This window comes from Stenotrophomonas sp. G4 (assembly GCF_003428825.1).
Taxonomy (GTDB): domain Bacteria; phylum Pseudomonadota; class Gammaproteobacteria; order Xanthomonadales; family Xanthomonadaceae; genus Stenotrophomonas; species Stenotrophomonas indicatrix.
Genome location: NZ_CP031741.1, coordinates 1,195,220 through 1,218,363, shown reverse-complemented (window position 1 = coordinate 1,218,363; position 23,144 = coordinate 1,195,220). Strand labels below are relative to the sequence as shown.

Below are 23,144 nucleotides of genomic sequence, written 5' to 3'. Positions count from 1 at the left end.
AAGTCCTTTGGCTGAAATCATCGTAGTCACCTCCGGCAAGGGCGGCGTCGGCAAGACCACTTCCAGCGCAAGCCTGGCCTGCGGCCTGGCAAGGCGTGGCAAGAAGGTGGCGGTGATCGACTTCGACGTCGGCCTGCGCAACCTCGACCTGATCATGGGCTGCGAACGCCGCGTGGTGTACGACTTCGTGAATGTCGTGCATGGCGAAGCCACCCTCAAGCAGGCCCTGATCAAGGACAAGCGCTTTGACAACCTGTTCGTGCTGGCTGCCTCGCAGACCCGCGACAAGGATGCACTGACCCAGGAAGGCGTCGGCAAGGTCCTGAAGGACCTGGCCGCCGACGGCTTTGAATACATCATCTGCGACTCCCCGGCCGGCATCGAGAAGGGCGCCTTCCTGGCGATGTACTTCGCCGACCGTGCGGTGGTGGTGGTGAACCCGGAAGTGTCCTCGGTACGCGACTCGGACCGCATCATCGGCCTGCTCGATTCGAAGACCCACAAGGCCGAATCCGGTCAGGACGTGCCGGCCTTCCTGCTGCTGACCCGCTACACCCCGGTGCGCGTGGAAAGCGGCGAGATGCTCAGCATCGCCGACGTCGAGGAGGTCCTTGGCCTGAAGGCGATCGGCGTGATCCCCGAATCGGGTGACGTGCTCAATGCCTCCAACAAGGGCGAGCCGGTCATCCTGGATGGCGAATCCGCTGCCGGCCAGGCCTATGACGACGCCGTCGCACGCATCCTCGGCGAAGAACGCCCGATGCGCTTCACCAACGTCGAGAAGAAGGGCTTCTTCAGCAAGCTGTTCGGAGGGTAAGCATGGGCCTGTTTGATTTCCTCAAAGCGAAGAAGACCACCGCCGAAACCGCCAAGAACCGCCTGCAGATCATCATCGCGCAGGAGCGCAGCCACCGTGGCGGTCCTGACTACCTGCCGCTGCTGCAGCGCGAACTGCTGGAAGTGATCAAGAAGTACGTCAACATCGACGTCGATGCAGTGAAGGTGGACCTGGTCAAGGATGGCCAGCACGACGTGCTGGACATCTCCGTGGCGCTGCCTGAAGGCCCGGACAAACCCTGAACCCCCTGCCCCGCCCGTGCCTGCATGGGCGGGGCTGCCTGACCCACATGACGGATACCACGCCCGAACCGAACGTTACCCGCGTCGGCGACATCGCCTTCGCCGATGCCCAGCGCCTGCTCGCCGCGCACGCGCTGCGCCTGCATCGGGTGGCGGCCGGCGAGCCGATCCCGGGCAGTTACTGGGGCGAGCCCGAGGCGGGCATCATCGCCAGCGACGTCTACGTGCGCGATGACACGCCGGTGCATTCAATGCTGCACGAGGCCTGCCACCTGATCGTGCTGCCACCGGAGCGGCGCGCGCAGGTGCATACCGACGCCACCGATTCGGTGCCCGAAGAAGACGCCACCTGCTACCTGCAGATCGTGCTGGCCGGGCACCTGCCCGGTGTCGGCAGTGAGCGGCTGATGGCCGACATGGATGCGTGGGGGTATACCTATCGGCTGGGGTCGACGAAGGCGTGGTTCGAGCAGGACGCCGAAGACGCAAAGGCCTGGCTGATCGAACGCGGGTTGCCGGTGGCATGACGCATCGGTAGCGCCGGGCCATGCCCGGCGGCATGCACATCCGCCGCGATGCGGTTCGCCGGGCATGGCCCGGCGCTACCGTGGGTCACGTGGCCAGCGCGCGCAGGGTGATGCCGACCACATACGCCAGATAGGTGCCGGTGGCATAGCCCATCGTGCCCAGCAGCACGCCTACCGGCGCCAACGCTGGATGGAACGCAGCGGCCACCACCGGTGCCGAGGCCGGGCCGCCGATGTTCGACTGCGAACCGATGGCGAAGTAGAAGAACGGCACCTTCAACAGCTTGCCCAGGCACCACAGCAGCACGATGTGCACGCTGATCCAGATGATGCCGAGCAGGAACAGCCACGGGCGGTCCAGCAGCGCCAGCAGATCCATCTGCATGCCGATGCAGGCGATCAGGAAGTACAGCAGCAGCGAGCCCAGGCGCGAGGCGCCCGCGCCTTCCAGCGTACGTGCACGGGTGAAGCTCAGGCCCAGGCCGAGCGTGGTCGACAGCACCACCACCCACACGAACGGCGCATCCAGGCTGAACTGCGATGCCCAGCTGACGTGGACCTTGAACCAGGCCGCCAGCGGCGCGCCGATGGCGTGGGCCAGACCGACGCCACCGAAGGCCACCGCCACGATCAGCATCAGATCGGTCAGGCTGGGAATGCGCTCATGCTCGGCCTGGAAGCGTGCGATGCGCTCCTTCAGCTCGTCGATGGCGGAGGTATCGGCACCGCTGCGTGCATCGATCTTCGCCGCGCGCCCAGCCAGGAAGATCAACGCCGCCATCCACACGTAGCCAACCCCCACATCGACCACCGCGAACTGGCCGAACGTGGTTGCGTTGACGTCGAACACTTCGCGCATGGCCAGCATGTTGGCACCGCCGCCGATCCAGCTGCCGGCCAGTGCCGCCATGCCGGCCCAGGTATCGCCGGCGACGGTATCCGGATGGATCGCACGCATGACCAGGAACGCGACCACCGCACCCAGCATGATGCTGGCCGAGGCGCCCAGGTACATCAGCACCAGCTTCGGCCCCAGCCGCAGGATGCCCTTGATGTCGACCGCCAGGGTCAGCAGGATCAGCGCCGCCGGCAGCAGGATGTCACGCGCGACCGGGTTGTACAGCTTGGTGTTCTGCCCGTCGATCAGGCCGAACGTGTTGTAGATGCCCGGCAGCAGATAGCACAGCAGCAGCGCAGGCACGAAGGTATAGAAGCGCTTCCACAGGCCCTGCTCGCGCGAAGCGGTCCAGAACACGGCGCCAAGGGTGGCGGCGATCAGGCCGAAGACGACGATGTCGTTCTGGATCAGGGCAGTCGAGGGCATGCAGGCATCCTGGTAGTACCGGCCGCTGGCCGGCAACCCCATGTAGGTAGGTCGCAACGTGCAGTTGCCGGCCAGCGGCCGGCACTACCGGAAAGCCGGGCGCCGCCACAAGGGCGGCGCCGGTATCGCTTACTCGCCGATGTGCTGCTTCAGCCAGGCGTTGACGGTGTCATGCCACAGGATGCTGTTGTTCGGCTTCAGCACCCAGTGGTTCTCGTCCGGGAAGTACAGGAACTTCGACTCGATGCCCTGGCGCTGGGCCGCGGTGAAGGCAGCCAGGCCCTGCTCGACCGGAATGCGGAAGTCCTGCTGGCCATGGATCACCAGGATCGGCTTCTTCCAGTCAGCCACGTGGTTGACCGGGTTGAACTTCTCGTAGTTCGCCGCCTTCTGGTACGGGGTACCGCCCTGCTCCCACTCGGTGAACCACAGTTCTTCGGTGGCATAGCCCATCATGCGCTGGTCGAACACACCGTCATGGTTGACCAGGCACTTGAACGGGCTGTTCCAGTTGCCGGCGATCCAGTTGACCATGAAGCCGCCGTAGCTGGCGCCCAGTGCGCAGGCCTTGTCACCGTTGAGGAAGTCGTACTTCTTCAGCGCCGCGCTCCAGCCCTTCTGCAGGTCTTCCAGCGGACGGTCACCCCAGTGCTGGCTGATCGCATCGGTGAAGGCCTGGCCGTAACCGGTGGAGCCGTGGAAGTCGATCATCACCACAGCGTAGCCCTGGCCTGCGTAAGTCTGCGGGTTCCAGCGGTAGCTCCAGCCATTGCCGAAGCTGCCCTGCGGGCCGCCATGGATCAGGAACGCAACCGGGTAGGACTTGCCTTCCTGGTAGTTGTGCGGCTTGACCACATAGCCATGCACGGTGTCGTTGTTCCAGCCCTTGAACTCGAACTGCTCGTAGTCGCCGAAGCTCACATCCTTCAGCACTTCGCCAGCGGCCGGGGTCAGCGCGCGCAGCGCGCCGATCGGCTCGCCAGCGGCCGGCAGCAGACCGACCAGCACCTGGTCGTTGCTCTTCAGGCTGTTGCGGGTGATGGCCACGCTGTTGCCGGCCACGTCGACAGCGGTGACGCTGCCATCGCCGATCAGCTTGGTGGCCTTGCCGCTGGCCACGTCGATCTGGAACAGCGGGTGTTCGCCGAGGTCGTCGGCGGTGGTGTAGATGCTGGCGCCGTCGGCGGACAGGGTGATGCCGCCGGCCGAACGGTCCCACTGCGGCGCGATCTCGCGCGTCTTGCCGCTGGCCAGGTCCATCGCCATCAGGCCGAAGCGGTCCGCCTCGAAGCCTGGGCGCTTCATCGCGCGGTAGAACAGGGTCTTGCCGTCGCCGCTGAACACCGGGCCGGCATCCCAGGCCGGGTTGGACGCGGTCAGGTTGACCGGCGCCTGCTTGCCCGCAGCATCGAAGCGGTACAGGTCGAAGTTGGTCGACCACGGCTCCTGCTTGCCGGCCACGCGGATGCTGGCGACCACGCTGCTGCCATCCGGCGACCAGGCGAAATCGTCATTGCCACCGAACGGCTTGGACGGAGCATCGCCGTCGATGGTCGCGCTCAGCGCCGAAGCGCCCTTGACCGCACCGGCCTTGGCTGCCGGCAACGGGGCGACGAACAGGGTGTTGCGGCGGCCGTCGTTCCAGGTATCCCAGTGGCGCACGAACAGCGAATCAAAGACCTTGCCGCTGGCCTTGGCGCCTTCCACGTCCTTCAGCTTCTTTTCGGTGCAGGCCAGGTCCGACGCACAGGCCTGGAACACGCCGGCGCTGAACAGCACGCGGTCGTCCTGCGGCGACACGTGGTAGCTGTCCACGTCCACCGGGAAGTCGGTCAGCTGGCGCGGGGCGCCGCCACTGATCGGCTGTGCGTACAGCTGCTGGCTGCCGTTCTTGGCGCTGAGGAAGTACACGGTCTGGCCATCGGCCGACAGCGACGCGGAGTTGACGTTCCAGCCAGCCGGCGTGATCTGCTTCGGCGGTGCCGCGTCGCGGGTGCGCAGGTTGCGCGCGAACAGTGCGGTGCTGGCCTTGAGGTTGGCGTCGGTGCTGCGCTTGGCGAACACCACGGTGCCGCCGTCGGCGGTCAATACCGGCGCGGAGACGCGGTCCATGGCCACCATGTCGCGGACTTCCAGGCCACGGGCAGCGGCGACGCTGGGCAGGGCAGCCAGCAGGCTCAGTGGCAACAGGGCATGACGCAGTTTCATCGGGGTCTCCGCAGGACGGCAAAAAACCGATGGTAGGCCTGCGCGGCCGGGCCTGCCAAGGCCATCGGTCATGGCCGTGGCTGAGCTGCCGCCAGAAAAAGCAAACCGCGCCGTAGCGCGGTTTGCTGGGGACACCGGTAGTGCCGGCCGCTGGCCGGCAACCATGGGGCGTCACGGGTTCCAGGGTTGCCGGCCAGCGGCCGGCACTCCCCCATTCCTTACGCCACGGCGCGCTTGCCGGTGCGGTAGATCAGCCAGCCGACCAGGAACAGCACGGCCAGGCCGATCCACTGCGCGGCCGGCAGGTGGAACGGCACGGCCAGCACGTCGGCACGGCTGCTGACCACGATCGGCACGGCGATGGCGATACCCATCAGCGCCTCACCGGTGATCAGGCCGGCAGCGAACAGCACACCCGGCTTGTGCACGCGGTCGCGGCCCTCTTCGTCATCGGCGCGCACCTTGTGGAAGCGCTCGACCAGGTAGGAGATCAGGCCACCGAGGAAGATCGGCACCATCAGTTCCAGCGGCAGGTAGATGCCGATCGCGGCGGCCAGCACCGGCACGCGGAAACGCGAGTTGCGCGACTTCAGCCAGCTGTCGAACGCGATGATGGCGGCACCGACCACGGCACCGATGCCGATGAAGGTCCACGGCAGCTCGCCACCGAACAGGCCCTTGGCCACCGACGCCATCAGGTTGGCCTGCGGTGCGGCCAGCGCATTCGGGTGCAGCTCGGACTTGACGCCGATGCCGTAGGCGGTGGCCAGCAGGTTCAGCACCGGGGCCATGATCAGCGCGCACGAGAACGCGCCGATGCCCAGCATCAGCTGCTGCTTCCACGGGGTGGCACCGACGATGTAGCCGGCCTTGAGGTCCTGCAGGTTGTCGCCACCGACGGCGGCGGCACAGCACACCACCGCACCGATCATGATCGCGGCCACCGCACCCAGCGGCGCACCGAAGGCACCGACCGGCTGCAGGCCATCCTTGCCCAGCAGCAGCACCAGCACCGCCGAAGCGAACAGGATGGTGGAGATGGTGATGCCCGAGACCGGGTTGTTGGACGAACCGATCAGGCCGGCCAGGTAGGCCGACACCGAAACGAACAGGAAGCCGGCGACGATCATGATGAGGGTCATCGGGATCGACACGTGCCACTGGCCGACGATGGCCTGGTACAGCGCCAGCAGCGGCAGGGTGAACACCACCAGCGCCACCAGCATCCACTTCATCGGCAGGTCGCGCTCGGTGTGCGCCAGCACCGGGCCACCGCTCTTGCGCGCGGCCGCAAAGCCACTCTTGACGCCGTTGAGCAGCGACTTGCGCAGCGAGATCAGGGTCCAGATTCCGCCGATCAGCATCGCGCCGACACCGAGGTAGCGCATCTTCGCGCCCCAGATCGCGAACGCCGCTTCGGTGGACGAGGCGGTGGCGATCGAGGCGGCCAGCGCCGGATCGGTGTTCATGAAGAACGCCTGGTAGATCGGGATGGCGATGTGCCAGGTCAGGATCGAGCCGGACACCACCACGATGCCGACGTTGAGGCCGACGATGTAGCCCACGCCCAGCAGTGCGGGCGACAGGTTGGTGCCGATGAAGGCGGTGACCTTGGAGCTGCCGACATAGGCCGAGGTGGCCCAGGCGTCCGGGATCAGGCGCATGCCGCTTTCCGCGGCCAGCTTCACGAACGCACCGATCACCGCCGACAGGCCGAGGATCTTCAGGCCCGGGCCCGGGTTCTCACCGGCCTTGAGCACTTCGGCCGCAGCCTTGCCTTCCGGGAACGGAAGCGGATCTTCGACGATCATCGAACGGCGCAGCGGCACCGAGAACAGTACGCCCAGCAGGCCACCGAGACCGGCGATGCCCAGCACCCACCAGTACTTGAAGTCCGGCCAGTAGCCCATGATCACCAGCGCGGGGATGGTGAAGATCACACCGGCGGCGATCGACGAACCGGCCGAAGCGCCGGTCTGCACGATGTTGTTCTCAAGGATCGAACCGCCCCCCAGCAGGCGCAGCACGCCCATGGAAATGACCGCGGCGGGAATCGCGGTGGCGATGGTCAGGCCTGCGAACAGACCGAGGTAGGCGTTTGCGGCCGACAGCACCACCGCCAGCACGATGGCCAGGACCACCGCGCGGAAAGTGAGCTGCTTGGGCGCAGCGTCATGGTTCATGAAAGCCCCTGCTGGCAAAAAATCCCTGTCACGCTAGCGTTCAGGGGGCAGCAAGTCCAGTGCGGTTCGGGAGGGTTGCGGCTGGGCGGCCAGTGAGATAGTCGCTTTTGGCCAAACTCGGCCAACGCATCAAGCGCATCAGGCACATTCCAGGGAGCTAGCGGGTCTCGCGGTTTCCTTGCCCTGCATGGGCCAGGCCAGCCGCCACCGCAGCGCTCCAGGCGACACAGTTTGAAGTGTCTCAACTGCCCATGCATCGTGTTCACGATCTGGACGCATGACGCTGAGCCGCCCTATGAACAATGCACTTCGGATCCGCCCGATCACATCGCCAGTCATGGCCATCGCGACCCTGTTCAGCCTGATGCCGCTTTGCGATCACGCATCTGCCTGGAGTCGCGTTGGCGCGATCGAGGTCACCGACCACGCTGGCAAACCCTGTTTCGGGCTTCCCAAGAAAGAGCGCAAGCGTATCGGTAAGACTCCGCAGGTGTTTGGTGTGGAGGTGTATGACGCGATTACTCCACCGCTGCGGCAGCAATGGTCTTTCGAGTTTGCCTATCCCGCGTCACTCCCGCTTCCACCCGGAGCGTGCGTGCTCTACGGAGAAGTACCAGCCAACGCCGTTGCAAGGCAAACGTCCGTGCCGCTGCAGCCTGGACGCCTGTACGACGTCTCGATGTCGGCCACCAGGACCGGCGCCACCCAGTTCTACAGCGCCCGATTCTGCCTGAAGGCGAACGCCGACGGCAGCCTGCGCGCAATCCAGGTCCGCTACGACGACGCTCTAGGCTGGAGTCCTGCGGTCTGCCTGCCCTGAGCCGACGCGCGCGCTCGCCGACACCGATCAGCACGTGCTGGAAACAGTTTGTTGTTATGTTATATCCTGTCACGCCATTGACCTGAGCGCCCGTGGCCCCTCCCTCCTCCCGGCTGGCCTCCATCGACCAGTTGCGCGGCACCGTGATGCTGCTGATGCTGCTCGACCACGTGCGCGAGACGTTCTTCCTGCAGTATCAGGTCGGCGATCCGATGGACGCGGCAACCGTATCCCCTGCCCTGTTCGCCTGCCGCCTGCTGGCCCACCTGTGCGCGCCGGTGTTCGTGCTGCTGACCGGCCTGTCGGCCTGGCTGTACGGCCAGCGCCATGCCGATCCGCGCCGTGCCATTGCGGCTTTCCTGCTCAAGCGCGGCCTGTTCCTGGTGGTGCTGGAACTGACCCTGGTCAACCTCGCTTGGACCTTCCAGTGGCCGCCGGAAACGGTATACCTGCAGGTGATCTGGGCGATCGGCCTGAGCATGATCGCGCTGGCCGGCCTGCTGTGGCTGCCGCGGCCGGTGCTGGCCGTTCTGGCGGTGACGCTGGTGGTCGGTCACAACCTGCTGGACGGCGTACGGGTGCAGGGCGACGGCGCTCTGGCAGTGCTGTGGAAGGTGCTGCACCAGCGCGACTGGATCGAGGCTGGGCCGTTGAGCCTGCGTACCTCCTACCCCGTGCTGCCGTGGATCGGGGTGATCGCGCTGGGCTACCTGATGGCGCCGTGGTTCGCTGCCGGCAGCGACCCGCAGCAGCGCCGGCAGCGGCTGCTGTGGTCCGGGCTGGGCGCACTGGCCGCCTTCGCTCTGCTGCGCTTCGCCAACGGCTATGGCGACACGCCGTGGCAGTACCAGCAGACCACGCTGCGCACGTGGATGAGCGTGTTCAACATCACCAAGTACCCGCCCTCGCTGCAGTTCCTGCTGCTGACCCTGGGCATGGGCCTGCTGCTGTTGCGGCTGTATGAGTGGCCACCGCTGGCGCGTGCGCTGCGGCCGCTAGCCGATATCGGTGCAGCGCCGATGTTCTTCTATCTGCTGCACCTGTATGTGCTGAAGCTGCTGTACCTGGCGGCCCTGAAGACCTGGGGCCCGACCCACGGTTGCCTGTATGCGCTGGACTCGGTGGCCGGGCTGCTGCTGGTGGCCTGCGCGCTGGCGGTGGTGCTGTACCCACCGACGCTGGCGTTCGCGCGGTTCAAGGCGCGGCGACGTGACCTGGCCTGGCTGCGATACCTGTGAACGGTAGCGCCGGGCCATGCCCGGCGTTGCACAGGATCGCCGGGCATGGCCCGGCGCTACCCGGCGCGCGCCTGCAGCGCACGCCTATAATTCCGCGATGAATTCCACGGCTATCGCTTCCGACGACTTCCTCGGCCATCCCAAGGGCGTCTACGTCTGCTTCTTCACCGAAATGTGGGAGCGCTTCTCCTTCTACGGCATGAAGGCGCTGCTGCTGCTGTACCTCACCAAGTACCACCTGTTCGGCGACAAGGCCGGGCTTGACCTGCTCGGCGCCTACGGCGGGCTGGTGTACTGCATCCCGGTGTTCGGCGGCATGTTGGCCGACCGCTGGCTGGGCATGCGCCGGGCAGTGCTGTTCGGCGGCATCCTGCTGGTGCTCGGCCACCTCGGCATGGCCTTCGAGGGCCACGCCGCATACCGGGTCAACGGCGAAGTAGTGCGCGACACCTCGGCACTGGCCGTGACCTACCTGTCGCTGGCGCTGATCATCATGGGCGTCGGCTTCCTCAAGCCGAACATCTCCACCATCGTCGGCAAGCTCTATCCGCAGGACGATCCGCGCCGCGATTCGGGCTTCTCGCTGTTCTATGCCGGCATCAACCTGGGCGCCCTGTTCTCTTCGCTGGTGTGCGGTTTCCTGGGCGAGGTCTACGGCTGGAAGTACGGCTTCGGTGCGGCCGGCATCGGAATGCTGGCCGGCCTGGCGATGTTCCTGTGGGGCCAGAAATACCTGCAGGGCCACGCCGAGCCGCCGCAACCGGCGACCTTGAAGCAGAAGGTGCTGGGCCTGCCGCGCGAATGGCTGATCTACCTGTGCGCGGTGATCGGCGTGCTGCCGGTGGCCTGGCTGATGTGGGCGGCCGGCAACGGTGCCTTCGCGCTTGGCGGTGAAATCAGCCTGGCACTGATGCTGATGCTGGTGGTGCTGGGCGGCGTGCTGGTCTGGTTCGCCTGGTTCACCGGCACCCAGTGCACGCCGGTGCAGCGCCAGCAGATGGTCGCGCTGATGGTGCTGATCTTCATGGCGCTGGTGTTCTTTACAATGTACGAGCAATCGTATGGTTCGTGGGTGACCTTCACCGACCGCCTGCTGACCAAGGACATCGTGCCTGCGCTGGTGATCCGCGAAGGCTCACCGCTGCCGTGGTCGATCCTCTCGCTGCTGCTGGCACCGCTGGGCTTCGTGGTCAGCGCGCGCCTGTCCGAGCGTCGCCCCGGCTCGTCCGCGCCGCGCACGTTCTTCATCGCCATCGTTGCGTTGATGCTGGTGCTGCTGGTGCGCGACTGCCTGGTGATCCCGCAGACCGCCGGTTCGCTGACCTACCTCGGCGGCCTGTTCCTGGTGCTGCTGGCGCCGGCGTTCGCCGCGTTGTGGACCTGGATGGACCGCCGCGGCTGGGAACCGGGCAAGCCGGTGAAGTCGGCCTGGGGGCTGGTGATCGGTGCGCTCTCGTTCGTACCGCTGGCGCTGGCCGCGCAGCACGTTGGTGCCACCGGCGAGATGGCCAGCGTGTGGTGGCTGGTGCTGGCCTACTTCCTGCTGGCCAGCGGCGAGATGTGCCTGTCGCCGGTCGGCCTGTCGGCGGTCACCCAGCTGGCGGTGCCCCGGGTGATGAGCCTGATGATGGGCACCTGGTTCCTGGCGACGGCCTTCTCCGAAACGCTGGCCGCGCTGTTCGGCAAGCTGGCGGCGATCGACGTACCTGAAGGCGAAACGCTGGACATGGCCGCCGCGGCCGGTGCCTATGCGCACCTGTTCTGGCTGCTGATGTGGATCGGCCTGGGCTGCGCGTTGCTGGCCTTCATCGCTGCGCCGTTGTTGAAGCGGATGATGCACGGGGTGAAATAACGCACGACGGCAGGACACCGCGGCGGCCACCAGGTCGGTGGCCGCCGCGTCTGTTTCAGGGCGCCCTGCCCTTGTCGGAAGACGTTGCGGCCGCTGCGGTACCGCCGCCCAGGCTGCGTGACAGGAAGGCCAGCAGCCTGCTGTAGTACTCGCGCTGGTGCTCAGGCCGGTGGAAACCGTGCCCTTCGGTGCGGTAGTACAGGCTCTCCACCGGTGAGCCGGCCGCCTTCAGCGCTGCCTCCATACGCTCGGTGTGCTTGACCGGCGCACGCGTGTCTTCGCCGCCAGCGGCCAGGAACACCGGCACTTTCAGCTGCGCGGCCAGGTTCACCGGCGAACGGGCTCCCAGGGTCTTCGGATCACCCACCCATTCGCGCTGCCAGGCCATGGCTGAATCGCTCAGCTGTGCCTCACCACTGAACATCAGCGGCAGGTCGTACACACCGACGTAGCCGGCCGCGCACTGGTACAGCCCGGGTTCGCGGATCGGCCCCATCATCGCGGCATACGCGCCGTAGCTGGCCCCATAGATGCAGATGCGGTTGCGGTCGGCGATGCCCTCTGCGATGGCCCAGCGGGTGGCGTCGGTCACATCGTCCTGCATGGCCGCGCCCCACTGCTTCGCACCCGCCTGGGTGAACGCGCGGCCATAGTTGGCCGAACCACGGAAGTTGACCTGCAACACGGCATACCCTGCTGCCGCCAGCATCTGCGGCTCGCTGCTGTAGCTGCCCTCATCGAATACGCCGATGGGGCCACCATGCGGCAGCACCACCAACGGCAGATTGCGCCCTTCGCTGCCCGGCGGCAGGGTCAGGAAGCCGTGCAGGGGCAACCCGTCGCGCGCCTTCAGCGAGAACGGGCGCACGGTGGCGGCCAGTTTGGGGTCGATCCATTCGCTGCGGCTGAGCAGATGCTCGGCCGCCTTCGCGCGGGTGTCGAACAGGTAGAAATCCCCGGGGTTGCTGCCCGACCACGTCTGCACCACCACCTTGCCGCCATCGCGGGTACTGGAGGTGATGAACACCGGGCCGCCGAACGCCGCTTCAAGGCTGCGGTACTGACGGGCATCGGCCCCCTTCTCATCGAAGAAGCGCGTGCGCGGTGCATCGCCGGCAAACAGCGCGCCCACCGGCACGCGGGTGCCCGGGCGGAAGATGATCGCGTAGGGATCGACCACGCCATCACGCAGCACCTCGCGCCGTTCGCCGGTCTGCGGGTTCCAGCTGACGATGGCATCGGGCCCGGTGGGCTGCTCGACCTGCAGATAGGCTAGCGCGCCATCTTCGGAGAAGCCGATTGCGGTTTCTATCCGGTGGCTCAGCGACTCGTCATTGACCAGCGACCACTGCGCATTGGTCCCGGCGCGGTAGTAGAGCTTGTTGACGTTGTCCGACGCTGCGCCGTGGGCGAAGCGTACTTCCCCCTGATGATCGGTAGTGAAATCGGCACGCTGCACGGGGGAACCGGACACGCGCACGCGACGCCCACTGACCACGTCAAGCCGCTCGACCCGGGTGTAGGGGTCTTCGGCGAAGGGCCATACCGCGATCAGCACATTGCGGTCGTCGCCCGCCAGTTCGTCGGTGAGGAAGGCCGCGACGTCCTCCACCTTCTTCGGCTGGATGCGCGTGCCCAACCCGCGCCCCTGCACGCGGTAGCCGACCAGCAGCTCCCCACCCTTGCCATCGACGTTGACCCCGTACAGTTCACCGGTGGGCTGTGGCGTATCGAGTACACCGAGCTTCTCGGCCAGGCCGACCAGCAGGCGCTCGTTGCTCACCCATTCAAAGGTGTTGGCGTGGTTCTTGTCCTGCGGGCGGAACACGCCGGCAGGCTTGCGGTCGGACGTGCGCAGGATGACCAGCGCGGTGGAATCGTCCAGCGGTACGGTGCCGGCAACGTATTCGCCGCCGGGCGAGAGCTTGACGTTCGAAAACGACTCCGGTTTCAGGTACTTCTCCAGGTCCACCCCGCCGGTACCCGCCGACGTCCCGCCCACCACCGCGCACAACAGCGCGGCAAGTACAGTCCTGCGCATCCTTCCCCCTCCCTGCCCGGACACCCTGTCCAGATTCGCCGATTCTAGGCAGGCCCGCGATGGCTCCGCCAGTGGCGAGGGCGCCATCGCCGGACTCAGGGCGCCTTCTCTGCATTGCCAGCGGCCGTCACCTGTGCCGTTGCTCCGCCCAGGCTGCGCGACAGGAACGCCAGCAGGTGGCCGTAGTAGTCGCGCTGGTTGGCCAGGTTGTACAGCCCATGCCCTTCGTTCTTGTAGTACAGAGCCTGCACAGGCGTTCCGGCCTGCTTCAATGCCGCCTCCATCCGCTCGGTATGCACCACCGGTGCGCGCTGGTCTTCGCGGCCGGCGGCCAGCAGCACCGGCACACCAACCTGCGCGGCCAGGTTGACCGGCGAGCGTTCGACAAGATCCTTGGGCCGTCCCAGCCACTCGCGCAGGTAGATCAACCCGGATTCGTCACTCTGGATATCCCCGCGCGCATACATCAAGGGCAGGTCGTAGATGCCAACGTAACCTGCCGCACAACGGTAAAGACCCGGCTCGCGCACCGTCCCCATCAGCGCCGCATAGGCGCCGTAGCTGGCCCCATAGATGCAGATGCGTTCACGGTCGGCAATTCCCTGCTCGATGGCCCAGCGCGTGGCATCGGTCACATCGTCCTGCATCGCCGCACCCCATTGTTTGCGCGCAGCCTGCGCATGTGCGCGCCCGTAACCGGCCGAGCCACGGAAATTCACCTGCAGCACGGCATAGCCGGCGGCCGCCAGCATCTGCGTCTCGGTGGAGTACGTGCCATCGTCCAGGACCCCGATCGGACCGCCATGCGGCACCACCACCATCGGTAGCGCGCGCATCGGCACCCCCGGTGGCACGGTGAGGAACCCATGCAGGGGGCGGCCGTCGCGGGCCTGCAAGGTGATGGCGCGTACGTCGGCACTCTGCGCCGGGTCGATCCAGTCGCTGCGGCTGATCAGGTGCCGGGCGCGCTTGCCCAGCGTGTCATACAGGTAGAAATCTCCCGGATTGCGGCCCGACCAGGATTCCACCAGGACAGTGCTGCCGTCGCGGGTGCTGGAGGTGATGTATACCGGAGCACCAAGCGCGGTTTCCAGGCTGCGATAAAGCCGGGCATCCTCCGAGGTCTCATCGAAGAAGCGCGTGCGTGGGGTAGTGCCCATGAACAGCGCGCCCACCGGCACCTGCGTACCGGGGCGGTGGATGATGCGTGCAGGGTCGGCGATCTCATCACGCAGAACCGTTCGCCGCTCGTTGCTCTGCGGGTCCCAGCTGACGATCACGTCGGGGCCTTCGGCCTGCTCCACCTGCAGATAGGCCAGGCGGCCGTCGGCCGAGAAGCCGATGGCCGCCTCGTTGCGCGGGTTCAAGGTCTCGTCGTGCAGCAGTATCCATTCGCTGCTGGCACCCGCGCGGTAATACAGCTTCTTTTTCTGGTCAGGTCCGACGCCGTAAGCGAAGCGCACTTCGCCCCGGGCGTCGATGGTGAAGGCGGCCTGCGCGATCGGCGCGCGCGCGACCGCGTTGCGGCGACCGGTGCTCACGTCCATGCGTTCGATCTGGGTGGCCGCGTTGTCGGTGAACGGAGTGACCGCCACCAGCACGTTGCGATCGTCGTCCTTCAACTCGTCGGTGAGGAAAGCCGCCACCATTCCCGCAGGCTTGACCTTGATGTTGGTGCCCAGTCCGGTTTCAGCGGTGCGGTAGCCGACCAGCAGTTCTCCCCCCTTGCCGTTGGCGTTGATGCCGAACAGCTCGCCGGTGGGCGCCGGTCGATCCAGCACACCCAGCTTCTGCGCCATCCCCACCAGCAGGCGTTCATTGCTTACCCAGTCGAAGGTATGGGCGTGGTTGTTGCGGGGTGGGCGGAAGGTGCCGACCATCTTCATGTCGGCGATCCGGTAGATCGCCAGCGCCGTACCCGCCTCGATCGGAACCGTGGCAGCCACGTACTCGCCACCCGGCGAAATCTTGATGTCGGCGAATGCTTCCTGCCGCAGGTAGCGGTCCAGGTCCACCCCGCCGGTACCCGCCGACGTCCCGCCCACCACCGCGCACAGCAGCGCGGCAAGCACAATCCTGCGCATCCTTCCCCCTGAGAACGGACTCCCTGCCCGCAGTCTCGATTCTAGGCAGGCAAGCAGGCGCGCCGCCAGTGGGCAGAAAAAACGACGGCACCGTTGCCGGTGCCGTCGTTGCCACTACCTTGGAGAGAGAGTAAGGACGTGGGTTCGGGGGGCGTGCGCCGGGTCAATGGACCCCGCGCACCGCCAGAGTGAGGGCCAGGATGCTGAGGATCACCGCGATGGTGCCGTCCAGCACGCGCCAGGTGCTGGGCTTGGTGAACAGCGGCGCCAGCAGGCGCGCGCCCAGGCCCTGCGCGGTCAGCCACAGGCAGCTGGCGGTGACCACGCCGGCAGCGAAGGCCATGCGTGCATTGCCGAAGTTCTCGGCGATGGAGCCGATCACCATCATGTCCAGCCAGAAGTGCGGGTTGATCAGCGAGAAGCCGACTGCCGCCATCAGCACCGCACGACGGCTGCCGTCATCGCTGTCGGCTTCGCCCATGCCACCGCCACCGGCGATCGCACGGCGTGCCGACTTCATCGCATACCAGGCCAGGAAGGCCACGCCGGTCCAGAGGACGGCGGTGGTCAGCCACGGCAGCGCGGTGGTGAGCGTGCGCAGGCCGGCCACGCTGGCGAAGATGAAGATCGCATCGATGGCCGCACAGGTGGCGACCACCGGCACGATGTGCTTGCGCAGGATGCCCTGGCGCAGGATGAAGGCGCTCTGGGCGCCGACCACGGCGAACAGGCCGATGCCGGTGGCTGCACCAGAGAACCAGGCACCGAGGCCGGTGCTGGCGGAGATGACCGAGAACATGGGATTCACTACCTTGTCTTGCCTGGGGGGAGCGGTGCCTCGCGAAGGCGGACAGCACCGGAACGGGCGCCATTGTCGCGCCGCAACATAGAAAAGACGAGCTAAACTTACTAAACCAACATTAGCGGAGCTTAATCTCCATGCGCATCGACCATGCCCAGCTGCGGGCCCTGGCCGCGGTGATCCGCGAAGGCAGCTTCGACCGTGCCGCGCAGTCGCTCAGCGTCACCCCCTCGGCCATCTCGCAGCGGGTCAAGGCCCTGGAAGACCGCATCGGCCGCCTGCTGGTCAAGCGCGGCACGCCTGCCACCGCCACCGCTGAAGGCCAGTTGCTGGTGCAGCTGGCCGAGCAGACCGCCCTGCTGGAGCACGACGCGCTGCACCGGATGGGCCTGGCCGACGAGGACCTGCCGCAGGCCAGCATCCCGGTGGCGGTGAACCACGACAGCTTGGAGACCTGGTTCCCGCAGGCCGCCCAGCAGTTCGCGCAGGGCACCGGCACCACCCTGGACCTGCGGGTGGAGGACCAGGACCACACCGTCGAACTGCTGCGCCAGGGCACCGTGCTGGGGGCCGTGACCACCCTGGACGAGCCGGTGCAGGGTTGCCAGATCCACGCACTGGGCAGCATCCGCTACGCCGCCACCTGTACGCCGGAGTTCCGCGAGCAGCACTTCGCCAAGGGCGTGACCGCACAGGCGCTGGCACAGGCACCGGTGCTGGTGTTCAACCGCAAGGACGACATGCAGTCGCGCTTTGCCCGGCGCATGGCCGGCGCCGACCTGCCCAGCACCGCACCGACGTGGTGGATTCCCTCCACCCGCGCCTTCGTGCAGGCCAATCTGGGCGGGCTGGGCTGGACGATGAACCCGCTGCCGCTGGTCAAGCGCCATCTGGATGCCGGGCGCCTGGTCTACGTGCGGCAGCGCGCGTGGGAAGACGTGCCGCTGTACTGGCAGCACTGGAAGGGCGACGTGCAGACGATGGCCCTGCTGACCCGGGCGGTGCTGGACGCCGCCTCCGCGCTGGTGCAGCGCAGGCGCTGAAGAAGGGACGGAGGGAATCAAGTCGCTTGTGGCGTAAACGCCCTGATCCCCTCCGTCCCCTTTTCATGCAAGTATCGGTGCAACCGACGATGGGGCCGACCGATGGAAACCGAACCGGTATTCCTGCATATCCGCGTGGTGATGGGGATCATCCTCGGCCTGTCCATCACCACCCTGCTGAAGGGGCTGGCGCAGATCATCGAACACCCGCAGCGGCGTGGCTGTTCGGCGCTGCACCTTTGCTGGGTGGTCTGGACGCTGGTATCGCTGGTGACCTTCTGGTGGTGGGAATTCCGCCTGGTTGAAGTGCACCGCTGGACGTTTGAAACCTATCTGTTCGTGATCACCTACTGCGCGACCTGGTTCCTGCTGTGCGCGTTGTTGTTTCCCGAGGACCTGCGCGAGTACGGCAGTTACGGCAACTACCTGATGCAGCGTCGACGCTGGATCTTCGGGGTGATTGCGATATTGACGCTTCTGGATCTTGTGGATACCGCGATCAAGGGTGAAAGTCGATGGCGGCTGCTGGGTACGGCATACCCACTGCACACCGCCCTGATGCTCGTCGTCGCTGCGCTCGGCTGGCGCCTGCACCGCGCGCGTTCGCAGTTGCTGCTGGCCGCAGCAACGCTGGCCTACCAGCTGGTCTACTTCGCGGCGGAATACTTCACCATCGGCAGTGAATGACGCCTCCCGTCTCCATTCAATCTCGATGCGGCTCAGCCACACGCGCGCCACTCCGTCCGACACCAGGTTTCCAGATGACGATCCACTACCGCAACGCGCTTCCCAATGACGCTGCCACCTGCATTGATCTCCGCGGGCGCACCCGCGAGAACGCTTTCAGTGCCGCGCAACTGGCCGAACTGGGCATCACCACCGGGAGTTGGGCCGCGGGCATCGCCGATGGCGACTCGATCGGCCGGATTGCCTGCGAGGGCGACCGCATGGCCGGCTACTGCTTTGCCGACCGCGACAGCGGCGAGGTGCTGGTGCTGGCCCTGCTGCCGGACTACGAAGGCCGCGGCATCGGCCGCCAGCTGCTGCAGGAGGTGGTCAGCCTGACCCGCGATGCCGGCCACCAGCGGCTGTTCCTGGCCTGCTCGGCAGACCCGCGTTCGCGCTCGCATGGCTTCTACCGTCGGCTGGGCTGGCGCCCGACCGGGCAGATCGATGACGCCGGGGATGAAATCCTCGAACTCCCCTGACGCCCGGCCACGGAGCTGGCCGGATGCCGTTCCGGCAGGCTCAGACGCGTGCCATACCTACGCTGCCCGGTTGTTCTGCGATCCTGGTCTGCCGCCGCATCGAACGTCGGCAGATGCCGGCTCAGCGCGACGCGCTGCCGGCCGGGTCGGTGATGCGCAGCTCGCTGCTGACGATGCGGGCCTGCCCACCGCGTACGCCCGGCGTCAGGTTGACGCTGAACACCGCCGACATGTCGATCGGGCGCAGGGCGAAATGGCTGATCTCCGTGGGCCGGATGCGCCAAGGGAACCGGAAGGACTGCCCAGGTCGCAGCGTCTGCAGTGACTTCAGCAACGCGCATCGGACGGATTGATGGCCAGCGACGTTTCCTTGCCGGAATGGCGGTCCACCCGCTTCACGCTGGGCCCGCGCCGGCGGTAGAACTCGGCCGGCACCCGCACGTCCTCGCTGCCGGCATTGCGCAGTTCCAGTTCCAAGGGCAAGCCCCATCATGAGGCGGGGCATGTGATCTCCTGGCGTTTACTTGCCGGACTGGCAACCCTCCGGCTGCTGCGCGATCCGAACCCGGCTCTTCACCAGTTCCATTTCTTCGCGCGGCTTCTGCGGCACCACGTTGAGGGAGAACTCGACGCCAACATCGATCGGGTGAAGTGCGAACGACTGCAGCAGCTCCGGCATGACTGATCGGGTCATCCGGATGGACTGACCCGGCGCGAGCGCTTCCAGTTCATTGACCAGAGATCGGTCCGGATGAGGCGTGCGCAGCCAGGTCGATTTGCCAGAGTGGTTGTCCATCACCTGGACGCGCGGCCCCATGCGATGCAGGTATCGGATCGGCAGCTGCACGCTTTGCCGGCCTTCATTGCGAAGTTCGAGTTCGACCACGATCTCCTCTCCGCTGTAACGGCAGGTCGGGTTGTCGATGCACGTGGCAGTGAGGACGACACCCGCAGGTGGCTCAGCGGCAGTTGCGTATCCGGAAACTGCCTTGAACGAAGCCAGAAAGAGAGCAAGTGCAAAACAGCGACGCACACGACCTCGTTTACGTGATCGGCTCAGCGCGGCGCGCTGCCGGCCGGGTCGGTGATGCGCAGCTCGCTGCTGACGATGCGGGCCTGCCCACCGCGTACGCCCGGCGTCAGGTTGACGCTGAACACCGCCGACACGTCGATCGGGCGCAGGGCGAAATGGCTGATTTCCGTTGGCAGGATGCGCCAAGGGAACCGGAAGGACTGCCCCGGCCGCAGCGTCTGCGGTGACTTGAGCAGGCGCGCGTCGGGCGGATTGATGGCCAGCGACCTTTCCTTGCCCGAGTGGCGGTCCACCAGCTTCACGCTGGGCCCGCGACGGCGGTAGAACTCAGCCGGCACCTGCACGTCCTCGCTGCCGGCATTGCGCAGTTCCAGTTCCACGCGGATGTCCTCACCGAGGAAGTGGCAGGGGGCATTGTCGATGCAACGCACGTGGAGTTCGATCATGGCGGGCGTTTCCTGGCTGGATGCGGTGAAAGGCATGGCGGCAATCATGAGGGCGAATGACATCATGAGACGGTGCATGTGATCTCCCGGGCGATCTCGCGGGTCAGCAGTTCCTGTACCTCGCGTCCGATGTTGTAACAGTGGCGCGGCCGGGTCACGCTGCAGTCCACGCTGGACATGATGGTCGCCAGCGGATCACTGTCCTCGCGGAATTCCGGCGCATGCACCTCTTCGGTGTCCAGCGTACCGCTGGGCAGGAAGAACTTCACGATGGCATCGCTTTCCACGGCGGCATCATCGTACTCGTCAGGCAGGCCCAGGCAGTGTCCGTACTCGTGCGCATAGGTCCACAGCGTAGTGTCCACCGACGCATAGAGGACGCTGTCGCTGACCATCTCACGCTCGTAGACATCGTGCAGCAACACCGAGTAGTCCTGCCCGCTGTCGACGAAATCGATGTCATAACGCACGCGGAAGGCTCGCGTGCCGCACTGGGGATCGGCTACTGTGATGGTGAACTGGTTGTTCCAGTGGCGATTGATTCCGTCGCGCAGGCGCTGCTTTGCCTCAGCCACCTGAGCGGCACTGACGCGTCCATGGGTGGTCACCCGGAAGCGGCTGGTCACCACGATGTCGCCCCCGCTCTTGAGCGGCACGTCGATGCGGAAGCTGGCGTGCAGATCGTACTCATACTGCGTGCCATCGGGCGCATAGGCCTCGAAATAGCGTCCGTCCGGCGACTGCGATACGTGGGTGGAATGATCTCGCACCCAGCACTGCGGCGCCTCGGTGCCCGGCGGCGCGAAGCCTGGCGTCTGCAGCTGCGGTTGCTTCAGCAGCGCCTTGGCCGCCGAGGCCGCTGCGGCCATCGCCGCGCCACCCGAACTGCCTCCACCGCCGGCCGCCACGTGCGCCCGCTGTTGCTTGCCCGCCATCAGCGCACAACCACAGCTGGCCTTGTCGCCGTCGCGGGCAACCGGCTGGCCGTCGATGACCAGGGTACTGTCACCGGACACGATGGAGCCCGGCCCGTGGCGGGCGCAGATGACCCGGTCGCCAACGCGCGCAACGGCACGGCCTTCGATGTCGGTATGCGGTGAGCCCGTAAGCACCGAACCGCCCGTCTGCAGGGCATCACCTACCACGATCAGCATCCGTGACATCGTCATTCGGCCCCTCCATGGCCGTGTGGTTTGCGCGCGAAGAGCCGCCAAGTCTAACCGGCCGGTCCGGCAAACAGGATGATGCATTGCACAAAAACAGGACCGGTTCCGGGTAGAATCGTCCTCCAGGATGACGCAAGGCGTTGTTTCTTCACGCCCTTTCCCTGCCCCACGCGCATCCTGAACTCTTCCCCTCCGCCAACGATCCCGCTCCCATGAAGAAATTTGGCAAGGCCCTGCTCGCCCTGCTCGTGCTGCTGTTGCTGGTGGCCGCGCTGTTCCTGTACTGGCCGCTGACCCAGCGCTCGGTGCCCGCCGCGAACAACGACAAGCCCGTCGATGTCGTGCTGGTCGGCGCCGGCATCATGAGCATCACCCTGGCCACCTACCTGCAGGAACTGCAGCCGGACTGGAACATCCAGGTCTACGAGCGTCTCGACGGCGTCGCCGGTGAAAGCTCGGACGGCTGGAACAACGCCGGCACCGGCCACTCGGCATTCGCCGAACTGAACTACACCCCGGAACTGCCCGATGGCAGCATCGAGACCAAGCGCGCGGTCGGCATCGCCGAATCGTTCGAAGTCTCGCGCCAGTTCTGGTCGCACCAGGTGAAGGAAGGGCGGCTGAGCCAGCCCAGCGACTTCATCAATCCGACCCCGCACATGAGCTTCGTCTGGGGCGATGACAACATCGCCTACCTGCACAAGCGCCAGCAGGCGCTGGTGAAGAACCCGCTGTTCTACGGCATGCAGTACTCCGAGGACCCGGCGCAGATCAAGCAGTGGGCACCGCTGCTGATGGAAGGCCGCGACCCGAAGCAGAAGGTTGCCGCAACGTGGATGCCGCTCGGCACCGACGTCAACTTCGGCGTCATCACCCGCCAGCTGACCACCGGCCTGCAGCGCAGCCCGAACTTCGGCCTGCACCTCAACCACGAGGTCAGCGCACTGCGGCAGAACGCGGACAAGAGCTGGAACGTGACGGTGAAGGACCTCAAGGCCGGCACCGAATCGACCACCCACGCCCGCTTCGTGTTCATCGGAGCCGGTGGCGCTGCGCTGAAGCTGCTGCAGATGTCGGGCATCCCGGAATCGAAGGACTACGCCGGCTTCCCGGTGGGCGGCCAGTTCCTTGCCTTCCAGGGCCAGGACGTGACCTCGCGCCATGGCGTGAAGGCCTATGGCATGGCCGAGACCGGTTCGCCGCCGATGTCGGTGCCGCACCTGGATGCGCGCAAGCTGGATGGAAAGCCGGTGGTCCTGTTCGGGCCGTTCGCGCTGTACAGCACCAAGTTCCTCAAGCACGGCTCGTGGTGGGACCTGTATTCGTCGGTCAACCACAACAACGTCGGCCCGATGCTGGAAGTGGGCAAGGACAACCTGGACCTGGTGCAGTACCTGATGGGCCAGGCGCGCCTGAACGATGCCGATCGCCAGGCCGAGCTGGTCAAGTACTTCCCCAATGCCAAGCCGGGCGACTGGAAGCTGGTCACCGCCGGCCAGCGCGTGCAGATCATCAAGCGTGATCCGCTGAAGGGCGCGGTGCTGCAGTTCGGTACCGAGATCGTGACCGACAAGGACCACACCCTCGCTGCGCTGCTGGGTGCCTCGCCGGGCGCTTCGACCTCGCCGCCGATCATGCTGGACCTGATGGCCAAGGCCTTCCCGGAACAGATGAAGGCCGGTTGGGAAGCCCGCCTGCGCGAGATCGTTCCCTCGTACGGCCGCAAGCTCAACGAGAGTGCCGCGCTGACCAACGAGATCCGCACGTTGACCAGCCAGACCCTGCACCTGCCCTACCTGGAGGTTCCGGTGGAAGCAGGTACGACGCCGGCACTGGCACCAACGACCGCGCCGGCCCCGGCCAAGGAAAAGCGCAACGCCAACGAAGAGCTGCAGGCGCTGTAAGCCTGCGCTTGGCGGATGCCTGCAGACGGCCACCTTCGGGTGGCCGTCTGCGTTTGCGGGCGGCGACGGGGCGGATCCCTCCCGCACGGGAGGGCTCTGACCCGTTCCGGGAGGCCCCTCGCAGGGTCAGAGCCCAGTGCCTGCGGCAATGGGATCCGACCCCGCCCTGACGCTTGCTGCGCGCC

Annotated in this window: 21 protein-coding genes; 10 read left to right on the top strand and 11 right to left on the bottom strand. The window is 66.3% G+C overall.

The annotated features are described in order from the left end of the window. Positions 1–7 precede the first annotated feature (7 nt). Genes minD through D0Y85_RS05660 form a run of 3 tightly spaced genes read left to right on the top strand, consistent with a single transcriptional unit; the run spans position 8 to position 1,607 of the window. Entirely contained in the window at positions 8–817 is an 810-nt protein-coding gene (minD, locus tag D0Y85_RS05670) for a septum site-determining protein MinD (RefSeq protein ID WP_117309793.1), read from the top strand. Between the two features lie 2 nt (positions 818–819). Next, positions 820–1,080, top strand: coding sequence for a cell division topological specificity factor MinE (minE, locus tag D0Y85_RS05665; protein ID WP_005408532.1), 261 nt, complete (start codon positions 820–822; stop codon positions 1,078–1,080). Between the two features lie 47 nt (positions 1,081–1,127). Then, entirely contained in the window at positions 1,128–1,607 is a 480-nt protein-coding gene (locus tag D0Y85_RS05660) for a hypothetical protein (RefSeq protein WP_117309792.1), read from the top strand. Positions 1,608–1,692: 85 nt separating this feature from the next. On the opposite strand, the gene D0Y85_RS05650 is transcribed toward D0Y85_RS05660, so the two are convergent. The 3 genes from D0Y85_RS05650 to D0Y85_RS05640 form a co-directional block, all read right to left on the bottom strand. Beyond that, positions 1,693–2,931 carry a DUF819 family protein gene (locus tag D0Y85_RS05650; protein WP_117311859.1) on the bottom strand — a complete coding sequence of 413 codons (1,239 nt, stop codon included), beginning with the start codon at positions 2,929–2,931 and terminating at the stop codon, positions 1,693–1,695. Positions 2,932–3,060: 129 nt separating this feature from the next. Beyond that, complete coding sequence (locus D0Y85_RS05645) at positions 3,061–5,139, bottom strand: S9 family peptidase (RefSeq protein WP_117309790.1); 2,079 nt, start codon at positions 5,137–5,139, stop codon at positions 3,061–3,063. A gap of 218 nt (positions 5,140–5,357) precedes the next feature. Further along, positions 5,358–7,322 carry an oligopeptide transporter, OPT family gene (locus tag D0Y85_RS05640; protein ID WP_025873881.1) on the bottom strand — a complete coding sequence of 655 codons (1,965 nt, stop codon included), beginning with the start codon at positions 7,320–7,322 and terminating at the stop codon, positions 5,358–5,360. Between the two features lie 277 nt (positions 7,323–7,599). On the opposite strand from D0Y85_RS05640, the gene D0Y85_RS05635 reads away from it, so the two are divergent. The 3 genes from D0Y85_RS05635 (at position 7,600) to D0Y85_RS05625 (ending at position 11,232) form a co-directional block, all read left to right on the top strand. Beyond that, the gene (locus D0Y85_RS05635; RefSeq protein WP_240329345.1) at positions 7,600–8,142 is read left to right on the top strand and encodes a hypothetical protein; all 543 of its coding nucleotides are present in this window, start codon (positions 7,600–7,602) and stop codon (positions 8,140–8,142) included. Positions 8,143–8,234: 92 nt separating this feature from the next. After that, positions 8,235–9,380, top strand: a complete 1,146-nt coding sequence (locus tag D0Y85_RS05630; protein WP_117309789.1) for a heparan-alpha-glucosaminide N-acetyltransferase domain-containing protein — start codon at positions 8,235–8,237, stop codon at positions 9,378–9,380. A gap of 97 nt (positions 9,381–9,477) precedes the next feature. Then, positions 9,478–11,232, top strand: coding sequence for an oligopeptide:H+ symporter (locus D0Y85_RS05625; protein WP_033830614.1), 1,755 nt, complete (start codon positions 9,478–9,480; stop codon positions 11,230–11,232). Between the two features lie 55 nt (positions 11,233–11,287). On the opposite strand, the gene D0Y85_RS05620 is transcribed toward D0Y85_RS05625, so the two are convergent. From D0Y85_RS05620 to D0Y85_RS05610, 3 genes are all read right to left on the bottom strand, one after another. Beyond that, a complete protein-coding gene (locus tag D0Y85_RS05620) occupies positions 11,288–13,273 on the bottom strand; it encodes a S9 family peptidase (RefSeq protein ID WP_117309788.1) in 1,986 nt (661 codons plus the stop codon). Positions 13,274–13,368: 95 nt separating this feature from the next. Beyond that, positions 13,369–15,357, bottom strand: a complete 1,989-nt coding sequence (locus tag D0Y85_RS05615) for a S9 family peptidase (RefSeq protein ID WP_117309787.1) — start codon at positions 15,355–15,357, stop codon at positions 13,369–13,371. Positions 15,358–15,520: 163 nt separating this feature from the next. Further along, positions 15,521–16,156: a LysE family transporter gene (locus D0Y85_RS05610; RefSeq protein WP_025873889.1), complete on the bottom strand. Its 636-nt coding sequence runs from the start codon at positions 16,154–16,156 to the stop codon at positions 15,521–15,523. Positions 16,157–16,296: 140 nt separating this feature from the next. Between D0Y85_RS05610 and D0Y85_RS05605 the strand changes: the two genes are divergently transcribed. The 3 genes from D0Y85_RS05605 (at position 16,297) to D0Y85_RS05595 (ending at position 18,410) form a co-directional block, all read left to right on the top strand. Further along, on the top strand, positions 16,297–17,202 hold the full coding sequence (locus D0Y85_RS05605; RefSeq protein ID WP_093817620.1) for a LysR family transcriptional regulator ArgP: 906 nt from the start codon (positions 16,297–16,299) through the stop codon (positions 17,200–17,202). Positions 17,203–17,304: 102 nt separating this feature from the next. Further along, complete coding sequence (locus D0Y85_RS05600) at positions 17,305–17,889, top strand: hypothetical protein (RefSeq protein WP_117309786.1); 585 nt, start codon at positions 17,305–17,307, stop codon at positions 17,887–17,889. 74 nt (positions 17,890–17,963) lie between these two features. Next, entirely contained in the window at positions 17,964–18,410 is a 447-nt protein-coding gene (locus D0Y85_RS05595; RefSeq protein ID WP_117309785.1) for a GNAT family N-acetyltransferase, read from the top strand. Between the two features lie 121 nt (positions 18,411–18,531). Here D0Y85_RS05595 and D0Y85_RS05590 read toward each other — a convergent pair whose 3' ends face one another. The 5 genes from D0Y85_RS05590 to D0Y85_RS05575 form a co-directional block, all read right to left on the bottom strand. Next, entirely contained in the window at positions 18,532–18,744 is a 213-nt protein-coding gene (locus tag D0Y85_RS05590; protein ID WP_117309784.1) for a hypothetical protein, read from the bottom strand. Continuing rightward, positions 18,738–18,893: a hypothetical protein gene (locus D0Y85_RS20520; RefSeq protein WP_162887617.1), complete on the bottom strand. Its 156-nt coding sequence runs from the start codon at positions 18,891–18,893 to the stop codon at positions 18,738–18,740. The genes D0Y85_RS05590 and D0Y85_RS20520 overlap by 7 nt, the downstream gene beginning before the upstream one ends. 37 nt (positions 18,894–18,930) lie before the next feature. Beyond that, complete coding sequence (locus D0Y85_RS05585; RefSeq protein ID WP_117309783.1) at positions 18,931–19,296, bottom strand: hypothetical protein; 366 nt, start codon at positions 19,294–19,296, stop codon at positions 18,931–18,933. Positions 19,297–19,466: 170 nt separating this feature from the next. Continuing rightward, positions 19,467–19,889, bottom strand: coding sequence for a hypothetical protein (locus tag D0Y85_RS05580; protein ID WP_162887616.1), 423 nt, complete (start codon positions 19,887–19,889; stop codon positions 19,467–19,469). Positions 19,890–19,951: 62 nt separating this feature from the next. Beyond that, on the bottom strand, positions 19,952–21,058 hold the full coding sequence (locus D0Y85_RS05575) for a PAAR domain-containing protein (protein ID WP_229291046.1): 1,107 nt from the start codon (positions 21,056–21,058) through the stop codon (positions 19,952–19,954). Positions 21,059–21,267: 209 nt separating this feature from the next. Here D0Y85_RS05575 and mqo point away from each other — a divergent pair, with 209 nt between their 5' ends. Next, positions 21,268–22,959: a malate dehydrogenase (quinone) gene (gene mqo, locus D0Y85_RS05570; RefSeq protein WP_117309781.1), complete on the top strand. Its 1,692-nt coding sequence runs from the start codon at positions 21,268–21,270 to the stop codon at positions 22,957–22,959. Positions 22,960–23,144: the final 185 nt, after the last annotated feature.